Annotated in this window: 17 protein-coding genes and 1 pseudogene; 6 read left to right on the plus strand and 12 right to left on the minus strand. The window is 72.3% G+C overall.

The features are described 5' to 3' along the window. Positions 1-32: 32 nt before the first annotated feature. Complete coding sequence (locus tag AB0F03_RS13730) at positions 33-185, minus strand: hypothetical protein (RefSeq protein WP_361990263.1); 153 nt, start codon at positions 183-185, stop codon at positions 33-35. Positions 186-326: 141 nt separating this feature from the next. Between AB0F03_RS13730 and AB0F03_RS13735 the strand changes: the two genes are divergently transcribed. Beyond that, a complete protein-coding gene (locus tag AB0F03_RS13735; protein ID WP_361990265.1) occupies positions 327-1,340 on the plus strand; it encodes a helix-turn-helix transcriptional regulator in 1,014 nt (337 codons plus the stop codon). A 64-nt stretch (positions 1,341-1,404) separates the two neighbouring features. On the opposite strand, the gene AB0F03_RS13740 is transcribed toward AB0F03_RS13735, so the two are convergent. Next, positions 1,405-2,325: a serine hydrolase gene (locus AB0F03_RS13740; RefSeq protein ID WP_361990268.1), complete on the minus strand. Its 921-nt coding sequence runs from the start codon at positions 2,323-2,325 to the stop codon at positions 1,405-1,407. A 343-nt stretch (positions 2,326-2,668) separates the two neighbouring features. On the opposite strand from AB0F03_RS13740, the gene AB0F03_RS13745 reads away from it, so the two are divergent. Together AB0F03_RS13745 and AB0F03_RS13750 are read left to right on the plus strand one after the other, a co-directional pair. Continuing rightward, positions 2,669-3,049, plus strand: coding sequence for a hypothetical protein (locus AB0F03_RS13745; protein WP_361990271.1), 381 nt, complete (start codon positions 2,669-2,671; stop codon positions 3,047-3,049). Positions 3,050-3,314: 265 nt separating this feature from the next. Further along, complete coding sequence (locus AB0F03_RS13750; RefSeq protein WP_361990274.1) at positions 3,315-4,265, plus strand: SDR family NAD(P)-dependent oxidoreductase; 951 nt, start codon at positions 3,315-3,317, stop codon at positions 4,263-4,265. 87 nt (positions 4,266-4,352) lie between these two features. On the opposite strand, the gene AB0F03_RS13755 is transcribed toward AB0F03_RS13750, so the two are convergent. The 6 genes and pseudogenes from AB0F03_RS13755 to AB0F03_RS13780 form a co-directional block, all read right to left on the minus strand. Continuing rightward, on the minus strand, positions 4,353-5,276 hold the full coding sequence (locus AB0F03_RS13755; RefSeq protein WP_361990277.1) for a serine hydrolase: 924 nt from the start codon (positions 5,274-5,276) through the stop codon (positions 4,353-4,355). 193 nt (positions 5,277-5,469) lie between these two features. Continuing rightward, on the minus strand, positions 5,470-5,739 hold the full coding sequence (locus tag AB0F03_RS13760) for a hypothetical protein (RefSeq protein WP_361990280.1): 270 nt from the start codon (positions 5,737-5,739) through the stop codon (positions 5,470-5,472). A gap of 19 nt (positions 5,740-5,758) precedes the next feature. Beyond that, a pseudogene (locus tag AB0F03_RS13765) lies at positions 5,759-6,378 on the minus strand (UTRA domain-containing protein); the annotation flags it as partial. 228 nt (positions 6,379-6,606) lie between these two features. Continuing rightward, positions 6,607-8,292 carry a thiamine pyrophosphate-binding protein gene (locus tag AB0F03_RS13770; RefSeq protein WP_361990283.1) on the minus strand — a complete coding sequence of 562 codons (1,686 nt, stop codon included), beginning with the start codon at positions 8,290-8,292 and terminating at the stop codon, positions 6,607-6,609. Next, positions 8,289-9,269 carry an agmatinase gene (speB, locus tag AB0F03_RS13775; RefSeq protein ID WP_361990286.1) on the minus strand — a complete coding sequence of 327 codons (981 nt, stop codon included), beginning with the start codon at positions 9,267-9,269 and terminating at the stop codon, positions 8,289-8,291. Before speB ends, AB0F03_RS13770 begins: the two co-directional genes overlap by 4 nt. A 56-nt stretch (positions 9,270-9,325) precedes the next feature. Next, the gene (locus AB0F03_RS13780; protein ID WP_361990289.1) at positions 9,326-10,786 is read right to left on the minus strand and encodes a sodium:solute symporter; all 1,461 of its coding nucleotides are present in this window, start codon (positions 10,784-10,786) and stop codon (positions 9,326-9,328) included. A 176-nt stretch (positions 10,787-10,962) separates the two neighbouring features. Here AB0F03_RS13780 and AB0F03_RS13785 point away from each other — a divergent pair, with 176 nt between their 5' ends. Both AB0F03_RS13785 and AB0F03_RS13790 read left to right on the plus strand, forming a co-directional pair. Further along, the gene (locus AB0F03_RS13785; RefSeq protein ID WP_361990292.1) at positions 10,963-12,507 is read left to right on the plus strand and encodes a PucR family transcriptional regulator ligand-binding domain-containing protein; all 1,545 of its coding nucleotides are present in this window, start codon (positions 10,963-10,965) and stop codon (positions 12,505-12,507) included. A 79-nt stretch (positions 12,508-12,586) separates the two neighbouring features. After that, positions 12,587-13,378, plus strand: coding sequence for a phosphatase (locus AB0F03_RS13790; RefSeq protein ID WP_361990295.1), 792 nt, complete (start codon positions 12,587-12,589; stop codon positions 13,376-13,378). A gap of 82 nt (positions 13,379-13,460) precedes the next feature. Here AB0F03_RS13790 and AB0F03_RS13795 read toward each other — a convergent pair whose 3' ends face one another. The 4 genes from AB0F03_RS13795 to AB0F03_RS13810 form a co-directional block, all read right to left on the minus strand. Then, complete coding sequence (locus tag AB0F03_RS13795) at positions 13,461-13,898, minus strand: hypothetical protein (protein ID WP_361990298.1); 438 nt, start codon at positions 13,896-13,898, stop codon at positions 13,461-13,463. A gap of 464 nt (positions 13,899-14,362) precedes the next feature. Then, the gene (locus AB0F03_RS13800) at positions 14,363-15,247 is read right to left on the minus strand and encodes an acyl-CoA thioesterase II (RefSeq protein WP_356816554.1); all 885 of its coding nucleotides are present in this window, start codon (positions 15,245-15,247) and stop codon (positions 14,363-14,365) included. 36 nt (positions 15,248-15,283) lie between these two features. Then, positions 15,284-16,441 carry an acyl-CoA dehydrogenase family protein gene (locus AB0F03_RS13805; RefSeq protein WP_361990301.1) on the minus strand — a complete coding sequence of 386 codons (1,158 nt, stop codon included), beginning with the start codon at positions 16,439-16,441 and terminating at the stop codon, positions 15,284-15,286. Between the two features lie 224 nt (positions 16,442-16,665). After that, entirely contained in the window at positions 16,666-17,262 is a 597-nt protein-coding gene (locus AB0F03_RS13810) for a TetR/AcrR family transcriptional regulator (RefSeq protein ID WP_361990303.1), read from the minus strand. Between the two features lie 98 nt (positions 17,263-17,360). On the opposite strand from AB0F03_RS13810, the gene AB0F03_RS13815 reads away from it, so the two are divergent. Continuing rightward, entirely contained in the window at positions 17,361-18,977 is a 1,617-nt protein-coding gene (locus tag AB0F03_RS13815; protein WP_361990305.1) for a carboxyl transferase domain-containing protein, read from the plus strand. The last annotated feature ends 7 nt before the right edge of the window (positions 18,978-18,984 follow it).

Below are 18,984 nucleotides of genomic sequence, written 5' to 3' on the forward strand. Positions count from 1 at the left end.
CATGACGGAGCGTCACGCCGAAAGGTCGCTGCTCATCCCCAGCTGTCGTCGCTCATGTGCGCGACCATGCTGGTGGCCGTCCCGGCGTCGCGGCCGGCACCGAGAAGGCCGGCGGAGAATGCGAGGGCCGCGGTGAACACCGCGACGGCGCCTGTGAATCTGCGGACCACCTGAGAGCGCTTCATTTTCCAGTCCCCCCTGGATACGTGCGGGCAGCCATTCATGTGATCGCCGCCCCTGCACGGAAAGAATGCCCCGCCGGGGAAGTTGCCGGAAGCGATTCCAGGCCTCATGATCTTGCATTGCAGAAGTGCGAAGGGGGAGTCGTGTGCAGCAAAACGGACATAGGTGAGGGTGACGGCCAAACAGAACTCTGCCGCGAAGGCGCGGAGTTCTACCGGAGCGCCGTCAGGTCCGGAGGAGCCGGACGGGAGCGCGTCCCGGACTGTCTGCTCGCGCTCGGCCTGCTGACGCCCGCGGTGGGCGATCCGCGGACACTGGTACCCGTCCCGCCCGAGGTGGCCACGGCCGCCCTGACCGGCCCCCTGGAACAGGGGATCCTGGAGAAGCAGCAGGCCCTGACCGCCGTCCGCACGACGATGTCACAGGTGGAGGGCGTCTACCGGGATCTGCGCCAGAAGGACGCCGACGTGGTGCAGCGGCTCACCGGGGCATCGCTGATCACCGCCGCGGTGGACGAGGCGGCCCGGTCCGCCGCACGCGAGGTGCTGACCGCGCATCCCGGCGGCGGCAGACCCGAACACATGCTCGTCAGATCCCTGCCGCTCGCCCTGGAGGCCCAGCGCAGGGGCGTGCTCCAGCGCCGCCTCTACCAGCACACGGTGCGGGCCCACGGCCCGACGCTCGACTACATCAAGGCCGTCACCGCGGTCGGCGTCCAGGTACGCACCGTGGACGAGGTGTTCGACCGTTTACTCATCTACGACCGCTCGGTGGCGTTCATCCCCGACAAGGAGAAGGAGCACCGCGACCACGCCCTGCGGGTCACCGATCCCGGCGTGGTGCACTTCCTCGTCTCGGTCTTCGAGCACGCCTGGGAGCGGGGCGACCCGATCGTCTACGAACAGGACCAGCAGCGTCCCCGGCTGCTCACCGACGAGACCCGGCTGCGGGTGCTGCGCCTCATGGTCGACGGGTACACGGACGCCGCCATCGCCGGCCGGCTCGGCATGAGCACCCGCAGCGTGGCCACCCACCTGAAGAAGGTCTCGGACCTGCTCGGCAGCAAGAGCCGGGCCCAGCTCGCCTATCTGACCGCCCAGAGCGGCCTCCTGGACGAGCCGGAACCCGGCGCGTGCGACGGGCAGGACCACACCTGACCCCGGGCGGCGGTCAGGTCACCGTGTCCGGCGGGAGACCGCCCCGTGAGGCCGCGGCCCCGGATCAGCTCCGCGGCGGTACGGCGACGAACGCCTCGCGCGGCTGCGTGGTCGGGGTGTAGCGGGTGACGCCGACGGTGACCGGCACGAGGTCCTTGTGGATCGCCGTGGCGACGCTCTGGATGGTGGCGACGCCGTAGTCCATGGTGCTGTCGTCCTGCGTCAGCACGGTGACCATGTAGTCGTGGCCGGCACCGTTGAAGGTGCCCAGGCTGTGCACGCGCCAGCCGTGCGTGGAGCGCTGGAGCCAGCCGTTCTTGACGTGCACGGAGACCGAGGACGGCGCACCGGCCGGAGTGCCCCAGCGCTGGTCCGCGACCACCTGCCCCATCAACTTCAAAATGTACGCCCGGGAGTTGTCGCTCAGCACGCTGTTCCTGGCGGTGATCAGCTGGAGCAGCTTCTGCTCGTCGGTGACGTCCTCCTGGGTCAGACCCCAGTAACCGTCCGCGCCCGGCACGGTCCTGGTCATCCCGGCGGCGGTCAGGAAACCCTGGACCTTCGCGGCACCGAGCTGCTTCCACAGTGTGCTGGTCGCGTCGTTGTCCGACTGGGTGATCATGGCCGTGGCGAGGTCCGTCTCGGTGTCGGTCAGGTACCGGTTGTGCTTCCTGGCGTCCCACAGCAGCGTGGCGAGCACGGTGACCTTGACGGTGCTGGCCGAGTCGAAGGCGGTGGTGGCGTTCAGCGTGCACGTCGTCCTGGTGCCGCGGTCGTACAGGCCGACGGCGACGGTGCCCTCGCGGTTCGCGAGGGCGGCCGTGATGTCCTTCTTCAGCTTGTCTGCCAGACCCGCCTTGGCGGACGTGCAGGTGACGGTGCCCGTGGGCGCCGCCGCGGCCGGAAGGGCGGTGGCGCAGACGAGCAGTGCGGCGCCGAGAGCGGTCGTGAGTGCCCCGGCTCGGCCGGATATCCGGTGGGTCATGAAGAGCGTCCCCCTGGAACGTCGTTCGGGCGTCCTGCGGTCACCGTCGGCCGTGTCCCGGCACCGCCTGCCGCGACGCCGGGACGGACGACGGCTGTACGCATGTTCGCAGGCACGGGAGTTCGGCGGATCAGGGAGACGACCACGGGGCAGAGGACCGCCAAAGAGGGCCGGGCGACGGCGACACCCTTACGTCGGTGGTCTGTTCCGGCCGAGCGGCGCCACCCGTGTGCATTCGTGCGCCCCGCCGCACCTCTTTCGCGACCCCCGCCCGCCCCGCGAGGCTCAGCGCCACGGCCGCCGCCCCCTCCTGGGACGGGGCACGAACAGGGAGGGGAAGACGATGAGGACCACAACCGGCAGACGCCGCGCCGCGGTCGGAGCCGTCCTCGCGCTGCTGGCGGGGCTCGGCGCCGTCGCGGCTTCGGAGAGCCCGGCGGCAGCGGCCACCGGGGATGTGCTGATCGTGCAGAAGGGCAGCTCGGGCAACCTGGTGACCGTGCAGACCTTCGTGTTCCTACCCGGCATCGCCGAGCAGGGTGACGGCGTCCAGGCCGGGGCCACCCAGTTCGCGGTCACGAATCTCACGAACCGGACCCTCACCCTGACGGAGAGGACCTCGGCGGGCACGGCCGTCCACAGCGACACGGTCATCGCCGGCAAGTCCGGCACCTTCGCCGTGACGAGCGGCGACACGGTCGCGCTGACGGTACCGGCCGACTAGGGATCGCCTGGTGGTGATCGGCCGGGGTGCCCCGGACGCCCGACTCGACCACTGAGCCCTCCGCCGGGCCGCGCCGCGTTCGCGCCCGGTTCCGTGCCGGGCGCGGCGTAGCGGCCATGTCGGTCACCGCGGTTCTCCGCAGGGGTGTCGGAAACCTGTCGGCGGTCACCGTGGTCTGTCGGCGGTATGTCGGTGGACGTTGCGACCTTGGGCGGGTCGGTGCTCCCCATGAGCACGCCGCCCCGATCGCAAGAAGCCTGTCCTCGTGTCTTCCGCATCCCCGAGCCGACCGTGGCACGTCCACCGGCTGCCCTCCGCCGAGGGCAGGGTCTTCCTGGTCACCGGGGGCAACGCCGGAATCGGCTACTTCGTCGCCGAGCAGCTCGCCGCCACGGGCGCCGTCGTCGTACTCGGCAGCCGGGACGCCGCGAAGGCGGACGCCGCCATGGCCTCGATCCGCTCACGCGTCTCCGGCGCGCACGTACGGCACATGCGGCTGGACCTCGCCGACCTGTCGTCCCTGAGGACCGCCGTGGACAGGCTGGACCTCGATCGTCTCGACGCGGTGGTCCACAACGCGGGGGTCGCGCTCGACGACCCGCCGCGCAGGGAGACCGAGGACGGCCACGAGCTGATGTTCGGCACCAACCACCTCGGCCACTTCGCTCTCACCCAGTGGCTGGCCCCCCTGCTGTCCGCGGCACCGGCAGGCCGCATCGTGACAGTGGGAAGCTTCGCGGCGCGCTCCGAGCGACTGGCCCTGGAGGATCTGGAGTCGGTCCGGGACTACCGGCCCAAGCGCACCTACGGCCGGTCGAAGCTGGCGCAGATGTGCTTCGGCTTCGAACTCGATCGCCGCCTGCGTGCCCGCGGCAGCACGGTGCTCAGTGTGGTGGCCCACCCCGGCGGCGCACTGGACTCCCTCACCCCGTCCCGTCCGCCGGTACGCGTGACGTCCCCCGGCGAGCGGTTGCGCGCGTTGCCCGCCGGGCTCCTGGTGCAGGGCAAGGACGCCGGAGCATGGCCCGTGGTGCGTGCCGTCCTCGATCCGGCGGTGCGGGGAGGCCAGCTGTGGGGGCCGAGGGTCTTCGGCCTGCGTGGCACACCCCGGCGTGAGGCCGTCCCCTCCCATATGGCCGACCGGGCCGTCGCCGCTCGCCTGTGGGCCGCCAGCGGTGAACTGGCCGGCACCGATCCGCACCTCGGCTTCCGGTAGGCGCAAAGCCGTGCCCAGGGCGGCCGACCGCGTGCTCGGCTGCTGACGGGAGGGCCTCACGACGGTGGGTCGCGAGGCCCCGGCTGCTCAGGCCTGCGGCGGTACGGCGACGAACGCCTCGCGCGGCTGCGTGGTCGGGGTGTAGCGGGTGACGCCGGAGGTGGTCGGCACCAGGTCCTTGTGGATGGCCCTGGCGACGTTCTGGATGGTGGTGACGCCGTAGTCCATGGTGCTGTTGTCCTGCGTCAGCACGGTGACCATGTAGTCGTGGCCGGCACCGTTGAACGTGCCCAGGCTGTGCACGCGCCAGCCGTGCGTGGAGCGCTGGAGCCAGCCGTTCTTGACGTGCACGGCGACGGACGACGGCGCACCGGCCGGGGTGCCCCAGCGCTGCGAGGAGACGACCTGGCCCATCAGCTTCAGGACGTAGGCGCGGGAGTTGTCGCTCAGCACGCTGTTCTTCGCGGTGACCAGCTTGAGCAGCTTCTGCTCGTCGGTGACGTTCTCCTGGGTCAGACCCCAGTAGCCGTTCGCGCCCGGCACGGTCTTCGCCATCCCGGCGGCGGTCAGGAGACCCTTGATCTTCGTCACGCCGAGCTGCTTCCAGAGCTTGCTGGTCGCGGTGTTGTCCGACTGCGTGATCATGGCCTTGGCGAGCGACTGCTCGGTGGCCGTCAGGTACCGGTTGTGCTTCTTGGCGTCCCACAGCAGCGTGGCGAGCACGGTGACCTTGACGCTGCTGGCCGAGTCGTACGCGGTGGTGGCGCGCAGCGTGCAGGTCGTCTTGGTGCCGCGGTCGTACAGGCCGACGGCGACGGTGCCCTTGCGGTTCGCCAGGGCGGCCGTGATGTCCTTCTTCAGCTTGTCGGCGAGGCCCGCCTTGGCGGACGTACAACTGACGGTGGGCGTCGTGGCGGCGGCCGGGGTGGCGGCGACGACGGCCGGTACGAGCAGCGCGGCACCGACGGCGGCCGCGAGCACTCTGGCCCGGCCGGATATCCGGAAAGTCATGGAAAGTTCCCCTTGAACGTCGAACGGGCGTCCCCCTGAACGCCTTTGAGCGCACCCGTGCGCTGTCGGGGAAGACTCGCCAGAACGGCGGGGGGTTGTACGTGTGTTCGCGGGGCGTGCGTTCGAGAAGGCGCGGGCTCCTTGCCCGGGCCGCGATCCCTCACCCGGCTCCCACCGGTTACGGGGTCACCCGTCAGTCGACGACCGCCCGGGTGGCGGCGTCCACCGCCGTGACGTAGGGGTCGCAGCCGTCCCCGTCCCCGTCGGGCCGGCACCTCGGGTCGGCGACCTCGACGGACCACACCGCGCGCCAGCGCCCCTGATATCCCTTGGCGCGCTCCGTCGTCGGCTCCCGGGCGTGGATCCGCAGGTGCCCGGCGTCGGCGCGGCTCCGCCGCTCCCGCTTCCTGACGAGGTCCTCGGCAAGCCGATCACACGGGGCCCGGTCAGGCCCCCGGAGCATGATCACCCCAACTACCGCCTCACGCCTCGGAGTCGTGCTCCAGCACGTAGGCCGACGAGTCGAGCACCATCTCGTTGACCTCGACGACCAGCCCCTCGGCGTCGAAGGCGGTACGCGCGATCAGCACGACGGGCACTCCGACGGTGAGCGCCAACCGCTCGGCCTCGTCCCGCCCGGGCATCCGGGACCGGATCTCCTCCCGGAAGCGGACGGGCCCGTGCCCCAGTTCGGCGAGCCTGGCGTACGTGCCTCCGGGTCCGGTCTCCGGCTGGGTGATCGGCGTGCCGGCGACCGAGGACCGCCGGGAGGTAGACGTCGACAGGACCACCGGCTTGCCGTCGAGCACGAAGCGGCGCCGACGCACGCAGGCCGGCTCGTCCTCGCCGAGCCCCAGGACGGCCGCCACGGCGGCCGGTGCCGGCTCCTCCGTCACCTCGACCGAGTCGACCACCAGCTCCCGGTCCCCGATGTCCGCCGACCAGACGGACCGCCCCTCGTCTCACCGCCGGCGTGCGAGCCGCTCGATCCCCAGCGCCGGACGGGCCTGAACTCCCGGACGAACACCCCGGCCGCCTTGCGCGCTTCGGCGACGCCCTCCGCCTTGAGCACCCCTGCCTGCCGTGCCGTCATCCGGGCGACCCGTGCTCGGCCGGATCAGCGTGCTTGTCGCCCGGTACCGCGGCCGGCTCCGCGTGGAGGTGGCCGATGCCGACTGCGCCCGGCCGGTGCCGGGAACGGCGGCGGACGACGACGAGCGAGGCCGTGGCCTCACCGTCATCCGCGCCCTGGCCGCATGCTGGGCTGTTGCCCGCGTCGGCGCGGCATCGGCAAGGCGGTGCGGGCCGAGCTGCTGCTGCCCGACGTCGGTCAGCCCAGGTGCGTCGGGGCGAACATCCTCAGTACCGCCGGGAGTACGACCACCGACGGGCCCGGGGAGGCGAGGGCCTCGGTCAGGTCGGCTCGTAGGGTCTCGGGGGTCGTACGGACGCCCGGGACGCCGAAGGACTCGGCGAGGGCCACGTAGTCCGGGCGGGTCAGTTCTGTCGCCGTCGCCCGGCCGAAGGTGTCCGTCATGTATTCGCGCAGGATGCCGTAGCCGCCGTCGTCGACGATCAGCCAGGTGACCGGGAGGTCGTACTGGCGGGCCGTGGCCAGTTCCGCGAGGGAGTACAGGGCGCCGCCGTCGCCGGACACCGCCAGTACCGGGCGGGTCGGGTCGGCCGTCGCCGCGCCGAGTGCCGCCGGGAAGCCGTAGCCGAGGCCGCCGGCACCCTGGGCCGAGTGCATGGTGTTGGGGCCCTGGGCGTCGAAGGCGGACCAGGCCCAGTAGGCGAGGATGGTCATGTCCCAGAAGGACGGGGAACCGGCGGGCAGGGCGGCGCGGACGGCGGCCAGCACGTCCTGTTCCAGGGTGAGTTCCTGGGACGCGATGCGGTCCGCGACCCTCGCCAGGAGGTCCCGTACGCGGTCCGGCGCCGATGCGTCCGTCCGCTCCCGCACCGTCTCCAGCAGGGCCTGGAGGGCCAGGCGGGCGTCGGCGTGGATGCCCAGGGCCGGGTGGTTGGACTCCAGTTTGCCGGCGTCCGCCTCGATCTGGACGACCCGGCCGCGAGGCTTGAACGTGTGGTAGTTCGAGGAGAGTTCACCGAGGCCGGAGCCGACCACGAGCAGGACGTCCGCGTCCTCCAGGAAGTCCGTGGTGTGCCGGTCCTCCAGCCAGGACCGCAGGGACAGCGGATGCTCCCAGGGGAAGGCGCCCTTGCCGCCGAACGTCGTCACGACGGGCGCGTCCAGCTTCTCGGCCAGCTGGAGCAGCTTGCCCGACGCGTCCGACCGTACGACTCCGCCGCCCGCGATGATCACCGGCCGGGCCGCGTTCGACAGCAGGTCCGCGGCCACCGCCGTCAGTTCGGGGCGCGGGACGAGGTCGTCGGGGGTCGCGTCGATCGCCGTCACCACGGGCAGGGCCGTCTCCGCGAGGAGCACGTCCTGGGGGATCTCCACCCACACCGGTCCGTGCGGGACCGTGAGCGCGGACTTCCAGGCCGCCGCGACGGCGGAGGGGATCTGGGACTGGGTGCGCACGGTGTGGACCGACTTGACGACCCCTCGGAACGAGGCCGCCTGGTCGGGGAGTTCGTGGAGGTAGCCGTGCCGGCCGCCGCCCAGGCCCGCCGTCGGGATCTGGCTGCTGATCGCCAGGACGGGGGCGGAGGCGGCGGCGGCCTCCTGGAGGGCGGCGAGCGAGGTCAGGGCGCCCGGGCCCGTCGACAGCAGCAGCGGGGCCGCCTCGCCGGTGATCCTGCCGTAGGCGTCCGCCGCGAAGCCCGCGTTGTTCTCCACCCGCAGGCCGACGTAGTGGAGGGTGGAGCGGCGCAGCGCGTCGAACATGCCGAGGGCGTGCTGGCCGGGCAGGCCGAAGACCGTGGTGGCGCCGAGCCCGGCCAGGGTCTCCACGACCAGGTCTCCGCCGTTGCGGCCGGCGGGCGGGTTCAGCGCGGCCTCCGTCTGCGCGGCCGTCGGGCGGAGCACCAGGTCGTGGTCGTGCGTCACTTCGCTTCCGCGTCCTTCCGGGCCGCCGCGATCTGGCGGCTCATGATGGTGGTGAGTTCGTACGCCGTGTGGGAGGCGGCGACCGAGGTGATCTCGGCGTGGTCGTACGCCGGCGCGACCTCGACGACGTCCGCCGAGACCAGGTTGCAGGAGGCCAGGCCGCGCAGGATCTCCAGGAGTTCGCGGGAGGTCATGCCGCCCGCCTCCGGGGTGCCGGTGCCGGGCGCGTGGGCCGGGTCGAGGCAGTCGATGTCGATGGAGATGTACAGCGGGCGGTCGCCGATGCGCTGGCGCAGCTGGTCGGCGACCTCGTCGGCGCCGCGGCGGTAGATGTCGGCGGAGGTGACGATGCCGAAGCCCATCTTCTCGTCGTCGGTGAGGTCCTGCTTGCCGTACAGCGGGCCGCGGGTGCCGACGTGGGAGAGGGCCTCGGTGTCGAGGATGCCCTCCTCGACGGCGCGGCGGAACGGGGTGCCGTGGGTGTACTCGGCGCCGAAGTAGGTGTCCCACGTGTCGAGGTGGGCGTCGAAGTGGAGCAGGGCGACCGGGCCGTGCTTCTTCGCGACCGAGCGCAGCAGCGGCAGGGCGATGGTGTGGTCGCCGCCGAGGGTCATCAGGCGGGCGCCGGTGCCGAGCAGCTCGTCCGCGGCGGCCTCGACGGTCTCCACGGCCTCGTTGATGTTGAACGGGTTCACGGCGATGTCGCCGCCGTCCGCGACCTGGGCGAGGGCGAACGGGGACGCGTCCTGCGCCGGGTTGTACGGGCGCAGCAGCCGGGACGCCTCGCGGATGGCGTTGCCGCCGAAGCGGGCGCCCGGCCGGTACGAGACGCCGGAGTCGAACGGCACGCCCACGACGGCGACATCGGCGGTGCCGACCTCGTCGAGGCGGGGCAGCCGGGCGAAGGTCGCGGGGCCGGCGTACCGCGGGATGCGGGAGGAGTCCACGGGGCCGCGGGGCGTCTCGTTGCTGCTCATGGTCGAATGCCTTCTTTCCTGCGCTTCGTCGCGCATGTACTGCTTTCCCTACGACTCTACTGGGGAGCCGGGGCCGGTTCGGACACGAGTTCGGGGGACCGTCCGGCGAGGCGTTCGCGCCAGGCGGCGAGGACCGCCTCGTCGGTGGGCCGCGTCGCCAGGGAGACGGCGACGTAGGCCACGAGGGAGGCCGGCAGGCCGTAGTAGACGGGCTCGTCGGCGAGGATGCCGTAGCCGGCCATCAGCCCGATGACGGCCAGGCCGCCGACGGCGACCGAGGCCAGCGCGCCCCGGGCCGTGCCCCGCTTCCACAGCAGGCCGCCGAGGATGGGGACGAGCAGGCCGCCGACGAGGAGGTTGTAGGCCACGGTGAGGGCCTCGACCACGTTGTTCAGGGCGATCGCGGTGCCGATCACGGCCACGCCCATGACGAGGATGAAGGCCCGGTTGCCCGCGACCTCGTCGTGGCCGTCACCGTCCCGTCGTACGGCACCGCGGAGCCGGGACCAGATGTCGTTGTTGGCGACCGTGGCGCAGGCGATCAGGGCGCCGGAGGACGTCGACATCACGGCGGCGAGGGCGGCGGCCAGCACCAGTCCGCGCACGCCGACGGGGAGTTGGTCCTTGACGATGGTGGCGAAGGCGTCGTCGGGGTTGCCCAGGTCGGGGTAGAGGACCTTGGCGGCCGTGCCGATCACCGCGCCGGCGAGGGCGTAGGCCAGACAGTAGGTTCCGGCCACCGTGCCGCCCCACCTGGCGGTCCTGTCGCTGCGGGCGGTGAACACGCGCTGCCAGATGTCCTGCCCGATCAGCATGCCGAACGTGTAGATCAGGACGTAGGTGAAGATCGTCTCGCCGCCGATGCCCAGCGGGTCGAAGTACGAGGCGGGCAGCCGGGCCTTCATCTCGGCGAAGCCGCCCGCCCGGACGACGGCGATCGGCAGCAGCAGGAGCAGCACGCCGACGGTCTTGACGACGAACTGGACCATGTCCGTGAGCGTGATGGACCACATGCCGCCGAGGGTGGAGTAGGCGACGACGATCGAGCCGCCGAGGACGATCGCGACCGTGCGGTTCATGTCGAACAGGACGTCGAAGATCGTGGCGTAGGCGATGGTGGACGTCACCGCCAGCATGAGGGTGTACGCCCACATCACCACGCCGGAGATGACTCCCGCCCGGCCGCCGTAGCGCAGGTCGAGCATCTCGGAGACCGTGTAGACCTTCAGGCGGGCGATGCGGGCGGAGAAGAAGACCGACAGGGCGAGCAGGCCGAGGCCGATGGTGAAGACCATCCAGGCGCCGGACAGGCCGTACCGGTAGCCGAGGCCCACGCCGCCGATGGTGGAGGCGCCGCCGAGGACGATCGCCGCCATGGTGCCGGAGTACATCGCGGGTCCGAGGCGGCGGCCGGCCACCAGGAAGTCGCTCTTGGACCTGGCCCGGCGCATGCCCCACCAGCCCATGCCCAGCATGCCGGCGAGATAGACGACGATCACTGTGTAGTCGACGGCCATGGGCGGTGCTCCTTCGCTGACTTCGGTGGCGTGTCGTGCGGGGGCGTGGGGGTGGGGTGCGACGGCAGCGGATCGCGGGGACATCCGCCCGTACCCGCGGCTGCCGTTCCCTGACGACACTAGGTGGCCGGAAAGCGACTGCGAAGAGTACGTTTCATCCAGTGGAGCGGGGCGGGATGGAGGAAACGCACACCATGCCGGAGACGATCAGCCCAGCGGTACCCCCGACCCCGCCCGTGCCGCTCGCGGCCCTGCTGGCCCGGGAGGACCTCGGGCTGCGGCAGATCGCGGGCCCCTCGGACCCGGACGCCGTCGTCCACTGGGCGCACACCTCCGAGATGGCCGACCCGTACCCGTACCTGCTGGGCGGCGAGCTGCTGCTGACGGCCGGGGTGCACATCCCCCGGGCGGCGGAAGCGGGGACGTACTTCGACGACTACGTCTCCCGGATCGTGGCCGCGGGCGGCGCGGCCCTCGGCTTCGGCCTGGCACCGGTGCACGACACGGTGCCCCCCGCCCTGGCCACCGCCTGCGACCACCACGGCCTGCCGCTGCTGGAGGTCCCGCCGCAGACCACCTTCTCCGGTGTGGCCCGCGCGGTGTGGCAGCTGATGGCGCAGGCCCGGCTGGCCGAGCTGCGCCGCGTCACGGAGGCCCAGCAGAGCCTCGCCGCCGCGGCCTCCCGCCCGGACCCGGTGCCGTCGGTCCTGCGCCGGCTGGCCCAGCGGCTGGGCGGGCACGCGGTCCTGCACGGCCCCGACGGCACCGCGATCGCATCGGCGGGCCGGGAGCCGGCGCAGGGCGTGCGGGAGGCACTGGCGAAGCTGACCGGCGTGGTCAGACCGCCGGCGGACCACACGGCGGGCGGCACGCCGGGTGGCGGACCCGGGCCCCTGCCCGCCTCCGCCACCGACACCCTCGGCTCCACCCACCTCGCCGTCTACGCCCTCGGCGCCGGCGAGGGCTTCGTGCTCGGTGTGGCCACGCCCAGCCGGGAGCCCGGTGACCACACCATCGCCTCCGTGTCCGCCGTCCTGCTGTCCCTGCTGACCGGTGAGCACCGCAGCGGCACCGGCACCGCCCGGTCCTCCGCGCTGGTACGGCTGCTGCTGGGCGCCCCGCCCGAGGAGGTGGCGCCGCTGCTGGGCGCCGGTGAGTGGCTCGTCGTGCACGCGCGGCCGGACCGGGGCGGCCCCGACCGGGGCGGCCCGCACGACGCCGTGTCCGCCTCCGCCCTCGGCGCCGCCCTGGGATCGCCGCTGGTCGACGTGGGCCGGGACGCCGTACGGGTGCTGGTGCCGGCCGGGCGGGAACCGGAGCCGCAGCCCGGCTGGACGCTCGGGGTCAGTGCCGCCGTGGCGCCGCGCGACTGGCCGGCCGCCGACACGCAGGCGGCCCGGGCCCTGGCCCGGGCCCGCGCCACCCGCGTCCGCCTGGTCCGGCACGGCGCCCGGCCGGCCCTGGCGGACCTGGTGCCGCGGGCGGCGGCGCGGGCGCACGCCCGGACGCTGCTCGCACCGCTCGCCGGGCAGCCGGCGCTCGCCGAGACCCTGCGCACCTGGCTGTCGCTGCACGGGAGTTGGGACCGTACGGCGGTGGCGCTGGGCGTGCACCGCAACACCGTGCGGCAGCGGATCGCCCGCTGCGCGGCCCTGCTGCCGGCCGACCTGGACGACCCGGACGTGCGTATGGAGCTGTGGTTCGCGCTGCGGCAGGAGTGACGGACGGGGCCGGGTGACGCCCGTCCCAGCGGGCGATATGCCGAGGACGCGCGCGGGGCGCTGCCTCACAATGGGAGCCATGCCGATACCCGGGACACCCAGCCGCGCCCAGCTCGTCGACCACCTGGTGAGGACCCGTATCGCGGGGGACGTCGCCACGCCCCGCGAGAACAACCTCTCCCACTACCGTCAGCTCGCCAACGGGGTCCGCACCTTCTGGTTCGGCCTGGAGCTGGGCGACCGCTGGACGGACGAGCAGGACGTGCTCGCGGTGATGGCGGAGCGGGTGGGTGTCAACGACGATCCCGAGTACCGGTACGGGCAGGACACCATCGACCCCGAACTGACCGTGGACGCACTGGAGCGCATGGCGGCGCGGCTGCGCAAGGCGGCCGAGGGGCGCCAGCGGGTGCTGTTCGCGACCGGGCACCCGGGCGGCCTGCTGGACGTGCACCGGGCCACGGCCGCCGCGCTGCGCGCCGCCGGCTGCGAGATCGTCGTCATCCCGGACGGGCTGCGGACGGACGAGGGGTACGTCATGCAGTTCGCGGACGTGGCCGTGCTGGAGCACGGGGCGACGCTGTGGCACACGCACTCGGGTGAGCCGATGCGGGCCGTTCTCACGGGGCTCGAGCGCGAGGGGCGCCCGCTGCCGGATCTGGTGGTCGCCGACCACGGCTGGGCGGGGTACGCGGGACAGCACGGCGTGGACTCGGTCGGGTACGCCGACTGCAACGACCCGGCGCTGTTCCTCGCCGAGTCCGAGGGGACGCTCCAGGTCGCCGTACCGATGGACGACCACGTGGTCAGTCCCCGTCACTACGACCCGATGACGGCTTATCTGCTGGCTCAGGCGGGACTTCAGGCCTGAGGTGCTCACGTGCCGGCGTGCCGCGGCGTGCGGTCCGGCCGGGAACCGGAGCCGCACGCCGCGCTGGTAGGAACGGGGGCAGTCAGCCCCGGTTGCCGTGACCGCCGTTGCCGTGGCCGCCGTTGCCGTGGTCACCGCCGCCGTAGCCGTTGCCGTGACCGCCGTTGCCGTGGTCACCGCCGTAGCCGTTGTCATGGCCGCCGTTGCCGTGGTCACCGCGGCCATAGCCGTTGTCGTGGTCACCGTGGCCATAGCCGTTGTCGTGGTCACCGTGGCCGTAGCCGTAGCCGTTGTCGTTGTCATCGTTGTTGTGACGCCGGCCGCCGTGGTCGTCGTCGTTGTTCCACCAGTTGTTGTGGTCCCTGTTGTGGTCGTCGGAGTGACGGCTGTAACTACTGCCACTGTCGTGGTGGTCCGATGACGCCGACGCGGTGCCCGCCCCGGCGATTGCGGCTCCGCCGGCCAGCAGCAGCCCGGCCGCTGACGTCGCGACGAGACGCCTCGTGCGTAGTGATCGCATAGGAGATACCTTCCGTTCCCATCGTCTCTCGCGGCTCCCCGCGGGGAACGTCACGAGGTGGATGGCCGGCGCCGTCATGACGAAGGGGAAGTGGCGGCGCGGTCTTCGGATGTCACCGCTGCGTCATGACCGGCACGACGCTTCGCCGGCGCCTGCAGCCCACCCGTACGTCATGGCGCCTTCGGGTGCTGCGGCTGAGGCACGGAACGCAACCGTGCCTCGCCGGCCGAGCATGCCGTTCGCTGCGGCTTCACTATAAGAGCCTAATCCCACATACGTCGTACGTCACCTTGGGCAACGGATGTCGCGCCACCTGGCGTGCGGACCGCGGGCCCTGCCGGAGGGTCCTGCCGGAGGGTCGGGGCAAGTCCCCCCGACGGCACGGCGTGGGCACGGCGAGACGGGCGGGTCCCCCGGCCGGGGTTCCCGCCCGCCTCGCCGTGTGCGGCCGGCAAGGGGGCGGCTCAGCGCGGGACGCGGACGACGCCCTCCTGGATGACGGTGACGGCGAGCCGCCCGTCCTGGGTGTAGATACGGGCCTGGCCGAGGCCGCGGCCGCCGTGGGCGGAGGGCGACTCCTGGTCGTACAGCAGCCACTCGTCGGCGCGGAAGGGCCGGTGGAACCACATCGCGTGGTCCAGGGAGGCCCCGACGACGTCACCGACGGCCCAGCCGCCGCGGCCGTGCGCGAGCAGCACGGAGTCGAGCAGGGTCATGTCGGAGACGTAGGTGGCGAGGACGACGTGCAGCAGGGGCTCGTCGAGCGCGCTGACGGCGCCGCCGAGCTTGCCGTTGGTGCGGAACCACACCTGGGAGTGCGGGTCGCGCGGCTCGCCGAACCTTCCGTACGGTGGCTCGTCCACGTATCTGAGGTCGATCGCCTCGCGGGCCTCCAGGAAGCGCTCCACCACCTCGGGCGCGAGGTGGCCGTAGCCGCGCAGCCGCTCCTGGGAGGTGGGCAGGGTCGCCGGGTCGGGCGCGGGCGGCATGACGGCCTGGTGCTCCAGGCCCTCCTCGTCCGCCTGGAAGGACGCCGAGAGGTGGAAGATCGGCTTGCCATGCTGGACGGCGACCACCCGGCGGGTGGTGAAGGACCGGCCGTCGCGGATGCGGTCCACGGTGTAGACGATCGGCGCGCCGGGGTCGCCGGGGCGCAGGAAGTAGGCGTGCAGGGAGTGGGCGGGACGGTCGGCGGGGACCGTGCGCCCCGCGGCGACCAGCGCCTGGGCCGCGACCTGCCCGCCGAAGACCCGGGGGACGACGGCGGAGCGGGACCGGCCGCGGAAGATGTTCTCCTCGATCTGTTCGAGGTCGAGCAGATCGAGGAGATCCTGGAGTGCCTGGCTCATGGGTGTCGGTTGTACCGGCCGGCGGTTGCCCGGACCTTACAGACCCATGTCCTTGGCGATGATCGTCTTCATGATCTCGCTGGTGCCGCCGTAGATGCGGTTGACCCGGTTGTCCGCGTACAGGCGGGCGATCGGGTACTCGTTCATGTAGCCGTAGCCGCCGTGCAGCTGGAGGCAGCGGTCGATCACGCGGTGGGCGACCTCGGTGCAGAACAGCTTGGCGGAGGCGGCCTCGGCGGGGGTCAGCTCACCGGCGTCCAGGGCCTCCGTGGCGCGGTCGGCGACGGCCTCGGCGGCGTCCACCTCGGCCTGGCAGGCGGCCAGCTCGAACTTGGTGTTCTGGAAGTGGGCGACCGGCTTGCCGAAGACGGTGCGGTCCTGCACGTACTGCTTGGCGAACCGGACGGCGGCCTTGGCCTGCGCGTAGGCGCCGAAGGCGATGCCCCAGCGCTCGGAGGCCAGGTTGTGGCCGAGGTAGGAGAAGCCCTTGTTCTCCTCGCCGAGGAGGTCCTCGACCGGCACCTTGACGTCGACGAAGGCCAGCTCGGCCGTGTCGGAGGTCTTCAGGCCGAGCTTGTCGAGCTTGCGGCCGACGGAGTAGCCCTCGGACTTGGTGTCCACGGCGAACAGGGAGATGCCGTGGCGGCGGTCCTCGGCGGTGGGCGCGGCCGTACGGGCGCAGACGATCACCCGGTCGGCGTGCACGCCGCCGGTGATGAAGGTCTTGGCGCCGTTGAGGACGTAGTGCGTGCCGTCCTCGGAGAGCCTGGCGGTGGACTTCATGCCCGCGAGGTCGGAACCGGTGCCCGGCTCCGTCATCGCGATGGCCCACATCTCCTCGCCGGAGACGAACTTCGGCAGGTACCGCTTCTTCTGCTCGTCGGTGGCGAGCATCTTGATGTACGGCAGGGCGAGCAGGACGTGCACGCCGGAGCCGCCGAACTGGACGCCCGCGCGGGCCGTCTCCTCGTACATGACGGCCTCGAACTTGTGGGTGTCCAGGCCCGCGCCGCCGAACTCCTCGGGCACGCTGATGCCGAAGATGCCCAGCTCGCCCAGCTTGTAGTAGAAGTCGCGCGGCGCCTGGCCCGCGGCGAACCACTCGTCGTAGACCGGGACGACCTCGGCCTCGATGAAGGCGCGAAGGGTCTCCCGGAACGCCTCGTGATCCTCGTTGAACACCGTACGGCGCACGCCGCCACCGCCCTTCTTCGCGCCTGGACCGGCGCCGCTCTCGCGTACCTGGCTGCTCGCCCTCGGGCTTCCCCCGGCTGGTTTCCCCCGGCTGGGCGACGACCCGATGGCTAAGCGCTTGCTCACTCAACCGTACCGGCCGGTAGGAAAGCTCGTCCAGGGGTTCGGCCGTAATGCTCGTCACGCGGTCCGGCGCGGGCGGCCCCGGGCGGCCGCCCGCGCCGTCACTCCTCGCCCGCCGCCGCGAACGCGCCCCGCGCCATCCGGTGCAGCAGGGCCGCCGTCGCGCCCCGGCCGGGCAGTGTGCCGGCGCGGCCCAGGTGCGGGGTGGAGTTGAGCAGGCCGAAGACCGAGTGGACGGCCGAGCGGGCGGACGGCTCGGTCAGCCCCGGATGGGCCTCGCGCACGACCCCCACCCACAGCTCCACGTACTGCCGCTGGAGCTGGCGCACCAGCTTGCGGTCGCTGTCGCGCAGCCGGTCCAGCTCGCGGTCGTGCAGGGTGATCAGGGGCCGGTCGTCCAGGGCGAAGTCGATGTGGCCCTCGACGAGCGAGTCCAGGACCCGGCTCGCGGGCACCCCGTCGGCCTCCGCCAGCCGCCGTCTGGCGCCGGTCAGCAGCTGGCCGCTGATGCCGACGAGCAGCTCGGCGAGCATCGCGTCCTTGCCCGGGAAGTGCCGGTAGAGACCGGGGCCGCTGATGCCGACCGCGGCGCCTATCTCGTCGACACCGACGCCGTGGAAGCCGCGCTCGGCGAAGAGCCGGGCGGCCTCCTTGAGGATCTGCTCGCGGCGGGTCGAGGCGTCGGTTCTGGTGACCATGCCGTCAATTCTAGACAGCGAGGTTAGCGGTCGTTAACCTGAAGGAAATGGTTAACGCTCATTAACAGGTTCGACCACCGGGTGAGGGGAACCGCAGGATGCAGGAGGCACCGGAGCTTCGGAGCGCGGCCGATCCCGCGTCGGAGGCCTGGCGGGCCAACGAGGAGGGCCATCGGGCGCTGGTGGAGGAGCTGCGCGCCAAGCTGGCCGCGGCGGCGCTCGGCGGCGGCGAGAAGGCGCGGGCGCGGCACACCGCGCGCGGCAAGCTGCTGCCCAGGGACCGGGTGGACACCCTGCTCGACGCGGGCTCGCCATTCCTGGAACTGGCCCCGCTGGCGGCCGACGGGATGTACGACGGACAGGCCCCGGCGGCCGGCGTGATCGCCGGGATCGGCCGGGTCGGCGGACGCGCGTGCGTGATCGTCGCCAACGACGCCACCGTCAAGGGCGGCACGTACTACCCGATGACGGTGAAGAAGCACCTGCGCGCCCAGGAGGTGGCCCTCGACAACCGGCTGCCGTGCGTCTACCTGGTCGACTCCGGCGGCGCCTTCCTGCCGATGCAGGACGAGGTCTTCCCGGACCGGGACCACTTCGGGCGGATCTTCTACAACCAGGCGCGGATGTCGGGCGCCGGGATCCCGCAGATCGCGGCCGTCCTCGGCTCCTGCACCGCCGGCGGCGCGTACGTCCCGGCGATGAGCGACGAGGCGGTCATCGTCCGCGGTCAGGGCACGATCTTCCTGGGCGGCCCGCCGCTGGTGAAGGCGGCCACCGGCGAGGTCGTCACGGCCGAGGAGCTGGGCGGCGGCGAGGTGCACTCCCGGATCTCCGGGGTCACCGACCACCTCGCCGAGGACGACGCGCACGCCCTGAGGATCGTCCGGAACATCGTCGCCACCCTGCCCGCCGGGCAGTCCCCGCCCTGGGAGGTGACGGCACCGGCCGAGCCGAAGGTGGACCAGTACGGCCTGTACGGCGCCGTCCCGGTCGACTCCCGCACCCCCTACGACGTCCGCGAGATCATCGCCCGCGTGGTCGACGGCTCCCGGTTCGCCGAGTTCAAGAGCGAGTTCGGGCAGACCCTGGTCACCGGCTTCGCCCGGATCCACGGCCACCCGGTGGGGATCGTCGCCAACAACGGCATCCTGTTCTCCGAGTCCGCCCAGAAGGGCGCCCACTTCATCGAGCTGTGCGACCAGCGCGGCATCCCGCTGGTGTTCCTCCAGAACATCTCCGGCTTCATGGTCGGCAAGGACTACGAGGCGGGCGGCATCGCCAAGCACGGCGCCAAGATGGTGACGGCCGTGGCCTGCACGCGCGTGCCGAAGCTGACCGTGGTCGTCGGCGGCTCGTACGGCGCGGGCAACTACTCGATGTGCGGCCGGGCCTACTCCCCCCGCTTCCTGTGGATGTGGCCCAACGCCAAGATCTCCGTCATGGGCGGTGAGCAGGCCGCCAGCGTCCTCGCCACGGTCAAGCGCGACCAGTCGGAGGCGCGCGGTGAGGACTGGGCCGCCGAGGACGAGGAGTCCTTCAAGGCGCCGATCCGCGCGCAGTACGAGCGCCAGGGCAACGCCTACTACGCCACCGCCCGGCTCTGGGACGACGGTGTGATCGACCCGCTGGACACCCGTCAGGTCCTCGGACTGGCCCTGACGGCCTGCGCCAACGCGCCTCTGGGAGATCCCCAGTTCGGCGTCTTCCGGATGTGAGGAGGGG

Origin of the sequence: Streptomyces sp. NPDC028722, assembly GCF_040637655.1 — a bacterium.
Classification (GTDB): Bacteria; Actinomycetota; Actinomycetes; order Streptomycetales; family Streptomycetaceae; genus Streptomyces.

Excerpts from the sequence above, each read along its gene's own strand:
- AB0F03_RS13755 (WP_361990277.1), bottom strand. The coding sequence starts at position 5,276 with ATGACTTTCCGGATATCCGGCCGGGCCAGAGTGCTCGCGGCCGCCGTC.
- AB0F03_RS13745 (WP_361990271.1), top strand. The coding sequence starts at position 2,669 with ATGAGGACCACAACCGGCAGACGCCGCGCCGCGGTCGGAGCCGTCCTC.
- AB0F03_RS13740 (WP_361990268.1), bottom strand. The coding sequence starts at position 2,325 with ATGACCCACCGGATATCCGGCCGAGCCGGGGCACTCACGACCGCTCTC.
- AB0F03_RS13730 (WP_361990263.1), bottom strand. The coding sequence starts at position 185 with ATGAAGCGCTCTCAGGTGGTCCGCAGATTCACAGGCGCCGTCGCGGTG.
- AB0F03_RS13795 (WP_361990298.1), bottom strand. The coding sequence starts at position 13,898 with ATGCGATCACTACGCACGAGGCGTCTCGTCGCGACGTCAGCGGCCGGG.
- AB0F03_RS13790 (WP_361990295.1), top strand. The coding sequence starts at position 12,587 with ATGCCGATACCCGGGACACCCAGCCGCGCCCAGCTCGTCGACCACCTG.
- AB0F03_RS13785 (WP_361990292.1), top strand. The coding sequence starts at position 10,963 with ATGGAGGAAACGCACACCATGCCGGAGACGATCAGCCCAGCGGTACCC.
- AB0F03_RS13800 (WP_356816554.1), bottom strand. The coding sequence starts at position 15,247 with ATGAGCCAGGCACTCCAGGATCTCCTCGATCTGCTCGACCTCGAACAG.
- AB0F03_RS13760 (WP_361990280.1), bottom strand. The coding sequence starts at position 5,739 with ATGCTCCGGGGGCCTGACCGGGCCCCGTGTGATCGGCTTGCCGAGGAC.
- AB0F03_RS13810 (WP_361990303.1), bottom strand. The coding sequence starts at position 17,262 with ATGGTCACCAGAACCGACGCCTCGACCCGCCGCGAGCAGATCCTCAAG.
- AB0F03_RS13815 (WP_361990305.1), top strand. The coding sequence starts at position 17,361 with ATGCAGGAGGCACCGGAGCTTCGGAGCGCGGCCGATCCCGCGTCGGAG.
- speB (WP_361990286.1), bottom strand. The coding sequence starts at position 9,269 with ATGAGCAGCAACGAGACGCCCCGCGGCCCCGTGGACTCCTCCCGCATC.
- AB0F03_RS13780 (WP_361990289.1), bottom strand. The coding sequence starts at position 10,786 with ATGGCCGTCGACTACACAGTGATCGTCGTCTATCTCGCCGGCATGCTG.